The organism is Paratractidigestivibacter sp. (assembly GCF_052362415.1).
Lineage (GTDB): Bacteria > Actinomycetota > Coriobacteriia > Coriobacteriales > Atopobiaceae > Paratractidigestivibacter.
The window spans coordinates 3,876-10,933 of sequence record NZ_DAWEMK010000055.1 but is presented as its reverse complement, the minus strand read 5'-3'; the positions used below and the strand labels follow the sequence as shown (position 1 = coordinate 10,933).

Sequence of the window (7,058 nt, the reverse complement as noted above, 5' to 3'; positions counted from 1 at the left end):
GTCGAGAGCGGCTGCGTCTGCATGATGCTGTCCGTCGCAATGTACGGCCTCGTCTTCGCCACCCTCACCTCACCCATCCTCGAGAGCGTCGACGCCATGGGCTACGTGAGCCTCTTCACCATCTTCGCCAGCCTCGGCGTCTGCATCATGACGCCCATCGGCGGCAAGCTCGGCGACCTCGTCGGGCGCCGCAACATCGTCGTGGTCCCCGGCATCGTCTGCCTCGTGTGCGGCATCGCGTTCGCGTTCGTCCGCTCGCTCGTGCCGCTCATGGTCCTGCGCCTGCTCATCGGCTTCGCGCAAGGCGCCTTCACGGCTGCGCCCTACATCATCATGGGCCTCATCAACGAGCGCAAGGACGTGCCCAAGGCAATGGGCCTGCTGGCCACCGCGATCGCGGTCGGCGGCTTCGGCGGCTCCATCATCGCCGGCGCCCTCACCGATGCAGGGCACCTCACCGCCGCCATCCTCATGCCCGGCATCCCGCTGACAGCGGGCATCCTGCTCATCGGCCTGAACCTGCCCAACATGAAGCGCCCCGGTAAGGTCCAAATCGACGTCGCCGGCATCGTCGCGCTCGTTGTCACGCTCACGTGCATCATGCTGGCCCTCAACTTCGGCTCCGCGATCGGCTGGGCGAGTCCCGCCATCCTCGCCGGCCTCGTCGTGGGCATCGCCGCGCTCTTTGTGCTGGTCAAGATCGAGAAGGGCGCGCCCGAGCCGCTCATCCCGCTGCGCCTCTTCAAGAACTCCGAGTACACGGTCCTGCTGATCGTCGGCTTCATCTGCTACTTCTACATGACCGCGATGAACACCTACGCTTCGGTCGGCGCGCTCAACGTCATGGGCACCACGAAGACCGTCGCCGGCTCGCTGCAGTTCCCCCGCACCATCCTCACCATGATCCTGCCCACCGCGATCGGCGCCTGGGTCGGAAAGAAGTCCGGCAACGCCTGGAAGGCCATGGCCATCGCGACGCTGCTCGTGGCCGGCTCGATGTTCGCGCTCGGCTTCACGACGGCCGGCACGCCCGTGCTCGTCTACTTCGTCGCGATAACCGTCACCGGCGTCGCCGAGAGCTTCCGCGCCGTCTCCATCACCCCGAGCGCGCAGGCGACGCTTCCACCGGTCGACATGGGCGTCGGAACCTCGCTCGTCAACTTCGCGAACTCGCTGGCCAACACCGTCGCCGCCACGATCTTCGGCGTGGCGTACAACCTGAACACCGCCGCCGACCCGACGAACCCTGTGCTCATCCAGAACGGCGTCAACGCCGTGTTCTTCATCGCCGCGATCGTCACCCTGGTCGGCTTCGCGCTGGTCATCTTCGTTATCCGCCCAAAGATGGAGGCAAAGGGGGCCTAGCGGCGGCCGTACTTCTTTCCAGCCAAAGGGCTACGATGGGGAGCGCCACGACGAAAGGAAGCATCACATGAAGCTGTTCGCATTCTCCCTGCGCGAGTACGACGAGCTGCCCGCGCTGCAGAAGGTCGCCGACGAGCGCGGCTTCAAGTTCGGCTGGACCCCCGAGTACCCCACGATGGAAAACGCCGAGCTCACGCGCGGCTACGACGCGCTCACCATCATCACCAACCCGATGACGCCCGAGCTGCTGTCGCGCTACGCCGAGCTGGGCATCCGCGGCATCGCCACACGCTCCATCGGCTACGACCACATCGACCTCGCGGCCGCGCGCCGGCTCGGCATCCGCATCGGGCACGCCGCCTACCCGCCCGCGGGCGTCGCCGATTACGCCGTGATGCTCATGCTTATGGCGCTGCGCAAGGTCAAGCTCGTGGACTCCGCCGCGCGCTACCAGGACTTCGGCCTGCGCGGCAAGATCGGCCGCTCGCTGAACACCTGCACCGTGGGCGTGGTGGGCACGGGCGCCATCGGCGAGGCCGTCTGCCAGCGGCTTTCCGGCTTCGGCTGCAAGATCATCGCGACCGACCCCTACCCCAAGGACCGTCTGCGCGGAAGCGTGGAGTACGTCTCGCTCGACGAGCTGCTCGAGCGCGCCGACGTGATCACGCTCCATGCGCCCGGCCTGCCGCAGAACGACCACATGATCGGCGCCGAGCAGTTTGCGCGCATGAAGAAGGGCGTCGTCATCGTCAACGCCGCGCGCGGGGTCCTCATCGACACCGCCGCGCTCATCGACGCGCTCGAGTCCGGCAAGGTGGGCGCTGCCGCGCTGGACACCATCGAGAACGAGACGAACCTCTACTACCTCGACCGTTCCCGCGACGTGCTGCCCAACCGCGACCGCTCCGTCCTCATGGGCTACCCCAACGTCGTCGTGACGCCGCACATGGCGTTCTACACCGAGGAGGACGTCGAGCACATGGTGAGCAGCAACGTCGAGGCGCTCCTCGCCTTCGACGCCGGCGCCCCCACTCCCTTTGAGGTCAAGTAACCGACGCCGAGCGAGACCCAACACCGGGTTACAGCCATCACTGGGTGACAGTCATTGCGTGCAGCTTCCTGGGACACCCATAAGTCGGTGACAGTCATTGGCTGCAGCTTTTTGGGACACCCTCGGCGGCCCTCCGTCCTAAGTCGCCATTCTCAGCGGGGCAGCCTTCTCTTTCGCGCGGAAGAGAAGGCTGCCCTGCTATAGAGCAGTCTTCTGTATAGGAGAAACCAAGAAAGAGAAGTCTGCTCTCCCGTGAGAAAGAGCGTGCTGCCTCGTCCCCTCCCACCATCACCGAGCGACAGCGGGTCACCATCACTGGGTGACAGTCATTGCGTGATGGGTGGCACCCAATGATGGGCGTCCCCAAAAGCTGCACGCAATGACTGTCACCCAGTGAGGGTTAGTCGTCGGAGACGAGCTCAGCGAGAAAGACGTTCAGGGTGTCGACCTCCGGGCAGCAGAACTTCGCTGTGCCGGGGGCGTTGCCGGGGACCGTGCCGCCGTAGCGGAGGATATCGATGTAGGGGAAGCCGACGTGGCAGGCCATCGGGCACAGCCGTCCGCGGTCGCGGTCGAAGTCGAAGACGTCGCCGGGCTTGTGCCCGTGATGGCAGCGACACTCCCCCAGCTGGTCCACGCAGGTGATCCGGACCCACGGGCGCTTCCCGCGCGGCGCGCCCGCGGGTTTCTCGGTAGCTCGCGCAACGGGCTTCTCGGCGCCTCGGGCGGCGCCGTCAGCCGCCCCGTTGCCTCCCGCTACGAGGCCCTCGTCCGCGCTACTCACCGTCGATCACGTCCAGGCACGCCTCGATGGGCAGGCCGGCGGATTTGTCCTCCTGGTCGACGTTGCGCGCGATGAGCTCGCGCACCACGCGCGCCGCGTCGGCGGTCGCTCGCTCGAGCGCCCAGCCGCGCATCACGCGGCCGAGCAGCACGCTCGAGAACGTGTCGCCCGTGCCGGGGAAATACGTCGGGATCATGTCGATGGGCACCGAGAAGTGCTCCCCCGCCACATGGTCGAACCCGATGATCGCGTCCGCGCCGTCGACCTTCGCGCTCGTGACCACGACCGACTTGGCGCCGAGCGCGCGCACGCCATCGACGAGCTCGCGGGCCTCGGGGGCGGTGAGCCCGCCCTTCATCGGGGTGTCGGTGAGCAGGCACGCCTCGGTATAGTTCGGCACGGTGTAGTCCGCACAGGCCACCAGGTCGCGCATGAGCCCGACCGTCGAGTCAGGGACGCCGGCGTAGAGCTTGCCGTTGTCGGCCATGATCGGGTCGACGAACACGCGCGTCCCCCGCTCGGCGCGGCAGCGGCAGAAATCGGAGATGATGCACGTCTCTTCCTCACTCGCGATGAAGCCGGTCGAGATCGCGTCGAACTCGAAGCCGAGCTCCTCCCAGATGGCGAGGCTGCGCCGCACGTACTCCGTGGTGTCGTGGATGTAGAACTTGGGGTAGTTGAGCGTGTCGGACACAAGCGCCGTCGGCAGGTTGTGGATGCGGTACCCCATGTGCGAGAGCACGGGCAGCATGGCGGAAAGCGCCACCTTGCCGTAGCCGCACATGTCGTTGATCAGCAAAAGCTGGGTGTTCTTCATGCGTTCCGTCCGAATCGGTCTGGATTTACGTGTTCTCCCAGTCTAATGGCAAGAAGCGCGCCCCGCCGCCGCGCCCGTGGGATAATTCCTCCGGGGAAACATATCCATAGAGAGAGGACCATCCATGAAAGTGCTCCTGGTAAACGGCAGCCCAAAGAAGGACGGCAACACCGCGACCGCACTGGCCGAGGTCGCCCGCGAGCTCGATGCCTGCGGCATCGAGTCCGAGGTGTTCCAGCTGGGCGCCGGCCCCATCCGCGACTGCATCGGCTGCGGCGGGTGCGCCGGCAAGGGCCGCTGCGTGTTCACCGACGACGTGGTCAACGACCTCATCGATGCCGCCGAGGGCGCCGACGGCTTCGTCTTCGGCTCGCCGGTCTACTACGCACACCCCTCCGGGCGCATCCTTTCTGCCCTGGACCGCGCGTTCTACGCCGGCAGCGCCGCCTTCGCCCACAAGCCGGGCGCGTCGGTCGCGGTCGCGCGCCGCGGCGGCACGGGCACCACGTTCGACGTGCTCAATAAGTACTTCACCATCAACCAGATGCCCGTCGTGTCCTCGACGTACTGGAACAACGCCTTCGGCGCCGCCCCTGGCGAGTCGGCGCAGGACACCGAGGGCATGGCCACCATGCGCAACATCGCGCGCAACATGGCCTGGCTGCTCCGCTGCATCGTGGCGGGCCGCGCCGCGGGCATCGAGGCCCCCGAGGCCGACCGCGCGAAGACGAACTTCATCCGCTAATCGCACAAGGGCCCGGGACGCCGCAGCGCCCCGGGCCCTTTAATCGCCTTCTCGGCTTATTTGATAAAGGAAATCTCTCCGAGCTTGACCACCTTAGGCATATTCCCTCGAGACCTCCCCGGCCAAACGCCAAATCAAAGGCAGGTTGTTGCGAAGGAAGCGCTGCAGTTTATCGACCTCGTCCTGGCTGAAGCCGTCAACCTCACTCCAAGAAAAAGCCGGGAGCAGGCAACGTGCAGAATCGAACCCGTCTTCAGTCGAGCGCTCGATTCCAATCTGGACCGTACCGTCCTCAAGAAAGTTCGAATACGCGATCTGTGTTCCGTCGTTCAGCTCAACATAGTTGTAAAACATTTACGCCTCCTTTCGATAGCGCTCGATACCGGCGCCGACGCCCTACTCCGCGTCGGCGGCAACCTCGGCGGGCTCGGGCTCGGCGGCCTTGGGCTCCTTCTTGGACTGGTCGAACTCCTCGGCGGTGAGGACGTCCTCGATGCGCAGGTTCACGCCGGCGACCTCGAGGCCCGTCATGCCGGTGACCTGCTTGACCACGGCCTTCTTCACATCCTCGAAGACCTGCGGGGCGTACGCGCCGTACTCGATGAGCACGCTGATGTTCACGCGGACGGCGCTGTCGGGCGTGACCTCGACGCTCACGCCCTTGGTGGAGTCGGACGCGCCGAAGGCGTCCTGCACGCGGTTGAACCAGCTGCCCTTCATGCCGACGACGCCGGGGACCTCGCGCATGGCCAGCGCGACGATCTTCTCGATAACGCCGTTGGAGAAGGTGAGGGAGTCCTCGGAGTCTTCGTCGTCGTCCTCGCCGGACGCGAGGTCGATGTCGGTGCCCGCAGTCGCGGCGAGCTCCTCCAGGTCCGCAGCCTCGGGCACGGCGCCCTCAGCGGACTCGACGACCTTCTGGACCTCGGCGTTGTTGGAATCGGTCATGGGAACCTCGCTCTCTTTGGGGCATTCCGCCCGCACGGTTGTTAGCTATTCGACGCGAAGAAGCGCCTGATCAGGTTGATGATCTTCGGGTCTCCGTCGGCCACCTGCCCCAGGGCCACGCCAATGAGCACGATCACGGCGACGACGAGCGCCTGCAGGATGCCAATCCAGAAAACGAGGACGGCGACGAGAAGCCCCAGGACGCCGCCCCAGAAGGCGTGCTCGTGCCCCGGGAACGTGCGGGAAACCCAGCCGCCCATACGCTTCCCGGCGTCGCGGAACGTCTCGGTGGCGGAGCCGTCGAAACCGCCGGAGGCCTTCTGTCCGCCCGCGGTCTCGTCATCGATCACATGCGCGTCGGCCTGGACCACGTCGTCGCGGTCAGCGGACTCGACCCGCGCGCGGGGAGCGCGCTTATCTTCAGGCATCGGTTAACCCTCCCTGGAGGCGCCCATGGGCACCGTGATCTCGCTAGTGGAATCCGCAGCCTCGGTGGCAGCGGCGGCCGCGCCGTCATCCGCGGCCGACGCCGTGGCCGGTGCCGCTGCCGCCGTCTCGGCGACCTCGGCCTCGTCGGCCTCCGCGGCGCGCGCGTCGGCGTAGGAGCGCGGCTCGACGAACTCGAGGCTCACGTCCTCGACGGTGTTGCCGCACACGGCGGAAAGCCCGCTCATCAGCTCCTCATGGAGCTGCGCACCCTTGACCACGACGTCGAGGGTCTCGTGCGGGAGCACCCGGACCGCCACGCGCACGTGCCCGCGCGGCTTGGCGTCCACATGGACGCGCGAGGCGGTGCAGGTGCCGTCCGCCTCGACGATGTGCTCGGCCTGGCTGGCGATGGCCTCGCGCGTGACGGTGATGGCGCCGCCGTCGACGGTCGCGACCTGCACGGTGCGCGTCTTGCGCGCAAAGAGGCCCTGGAACAGCAGGACCTCGAGGCCCACGGCCGTCACGGCCATGCAGGCTTGCAGCGCGTACCAGTAGCCGTCGACGACCATGAGGGCGCTCGCGACGTCGCGCCACGGCCCCAGCCAGGTGAGGCCGAGCGCGCACAGCGAGAAGATCCCCGCCAGCGCGAACACGACCCTGCACAACCTCTTGAATACGCTCATGCGCGTACGCTCCTTACGACCCGGGCGGCGCGGCCGCCCGTTCCTAACAGCTCCCTAGAGGATACCCCTTGGGCGGGACAACAATTAGCCGCGCTCGGAGGCGCCCTCCGCCGCGCTTCGTTCCGCCGAGGCGTCGCGGCGAGCGGTCGCGACCTTGACGAAGAGGATGCCGAGCACAGCCGATGTCACCGAGCCGAGAAGGATGGCGCACTTGGCCGCGAGCACCTCGCCGGGCT

The 7,058-nt window shown here is 66.8% G+C and carries 9 protein-coding genes; 3 read left to right on the top strand and 6 right to left on the bottom strand.

The features are described from left to right. Positions 1–1,365, top strand: a 1,365-nt coding sequence (locus tag ACT84W_RS06695) for an MFS transporter (RefSeq protein ID WP_444328643.1), incomplete at its 5' end; no start/stop codon positions are given. 67 nt (positions 1,366–1,432) lie between these two features. Next, positions 1,433–2,416 (top strand): D-isomer specific 2-hydroxyacid dehydrogenase family protein, encoded by a 984-nt coding sequence (locus ACT84W_RS06690; RefSeq protein ID WP_444328642.1) that lies wholly within the window; start codon positions 1,433–1,435, stop codon positions 2,414–2,416. 400 nt (positions 2,417–2,816) lie between these two features. On the opposite strand, the gene ACT84W_RS06685 is transcribed toward ACT84W_RS06690, so the two are convergent. Both ACT84W_RS06685 and ACT84W_RS06680 read right to left on the bottom strand, forming a co-directional pair. Beyond that, a complete protein-coding gene (locus tag ACT84W_RS06685) occupies positions 2,817–3,200 on the bottom strand; it encodes a TIGR04076 family protein (RefSeq protein ID WP_444328641.1) in 384 nt (127 codons plus the stop codon). Further along, a complete protein-coding gene (locus ACT84W_RS06680; protein ID WP_444328640.1) occupies positions 3,193–4,017 on the bottom strand; it encodes a PfkB family carbohydrate kinase in 825 nt (274 codons plus the stop codon). The genes ACT84W_RS06685 and ACT84W_RS06680 overlap by 8 nt, the downstream gene beginning before the upstream one ends. Positions 4,018–4,141: 124 nt before the next feature. On the opposite strand from ACT84W_RS06680, the gene ACT84W_RS06675 reads away from it, so the two are divergent. Then, a complete protein-coding gene (locus ACT84W_RS06675; protein ID WP_444328639.1) occupies positions 4,142–4,762 on the top strand; it encodes a flavodoxin family protein in 621 nt (206 codons plus the stop codon). A gap of 93 nt (positions 4,763–4,855) precedes the next feature. Here the strand turns inward: ACT84W_RS06675 and ACT84W_RS06670 are convergent, their stop codons facing one another. From ACT84W_RS06670 to ACT84W_RS06655, 4 genes are read right to left on the bottom strand one after another with little or no spacing between them, the layout of a single operon-like run. Beyond that, positions 4,856–5,116: a hypothetical protein gene (locus ACT84W_RS06670; protein ID WP_444328638.1), complete on the bottom strand. Its 261-nt coding sequence runs from the start codon at positions 5,114–5,116 to the stop codon at positions 4,856–4,858. Between the two features lie 42 nt (positions 5,117–5,158). Continuing rightward, the gene (locus ACT84W_RS06665) at positions 5,159–5,710 is read right to left on the bottom strand and encodes an Asp23/Gls24 family envelope stress response protein (protein WP_417576412.1); all 552 of its coding nucleotides are present in this window, start codon (positions 5,708–5,710) and stop codon (positions 5,159–5,161) included. Between the two features lie 41 nt (positions 5,711–5,751). Continuing rightward, on the bottom strand, positions 5,752–6,138 hold the full coding sequence (locus tag ACT84W_RS06660; RefSeq protein WP_444328637.1) for a DUF2273 domain-containing protein: 387 nt from the start codon (positions 6,136–6,138) through the stop codon (positions 5,752–5,754). Positions 6,139–6,141: 3 nt separating this feature from the next. Then, on the bottom strand, positions 6,142–6,822 hold the full coding sequence (locus ACT84W_RS06655) for an alkaline shock response membrane anchor protein AmaP (protein ID WP_444328636.1): 681 nt from the start codon (positions 6,820–6,822) through the stop codon (positions 6,142–6,144). Between the last annotated feature and the right edge of the window lie 236 nt (positions 6,823–7,058).

What these genes read in the sequence shown, in the direction of transcription:
- ACT84W_RS06690 (WP_444328642.1), top strand. Translation starts at nt 1,433, where the DNA reads ATGAAGCTGTTCGCATTCTCCCTGCGCGAGTACGACGAGCTGCCCGCG.
- ACT84W_RS06665 (WP_417576412.1), bottom strand. Translation starts at nt 5,710, where the DNA reads ATGACCGATTCCAACAACGCCGAGGTCCAGAAGGTCGTCGAGTCCGCT.
- ACT84W_RS06660 (WP_444328637.1), bottom strand. Translation starts at nt 6,138, where the DNA reads ATGCCTGAAGATAAGCGCGCTCCCCGCGCGCGGGTCGAGTCCGCTGAC.
- ACT84W_RS06680 (WP_444328640.1), bottom strand. Translation starts at nt 4,017, where the DNA reads ATGAAGAACACCCAGCTTTTGCTGATCAACGACATGTGCGGCTACGGC.
- ACT84W_RS06675 (WP_444328639.1), top strand. Translation starts at nt 4,142, where the DNA reads ATGAAAGTGCTCCTGGTAAACGGCAGCCCAAAGAAGGACGGCAACACC.
- ACT84W_RS06670 (WP_444328638.1), bottom strand. Translation starts at nt 5,116, where the DNA reads ATGTTTTACAACTATGTTGAGCTGAACGACGGAACACAGATCGCGTAT.
- ACT84W_RS06655 (WP_444328636.1), bottom strand. Translation starts at nt 6,822, where the DNA reads ATGAGCGTATTCAAGAGGTTGTGCAGGGTCGTGTTCGCGCTGGCGGGG.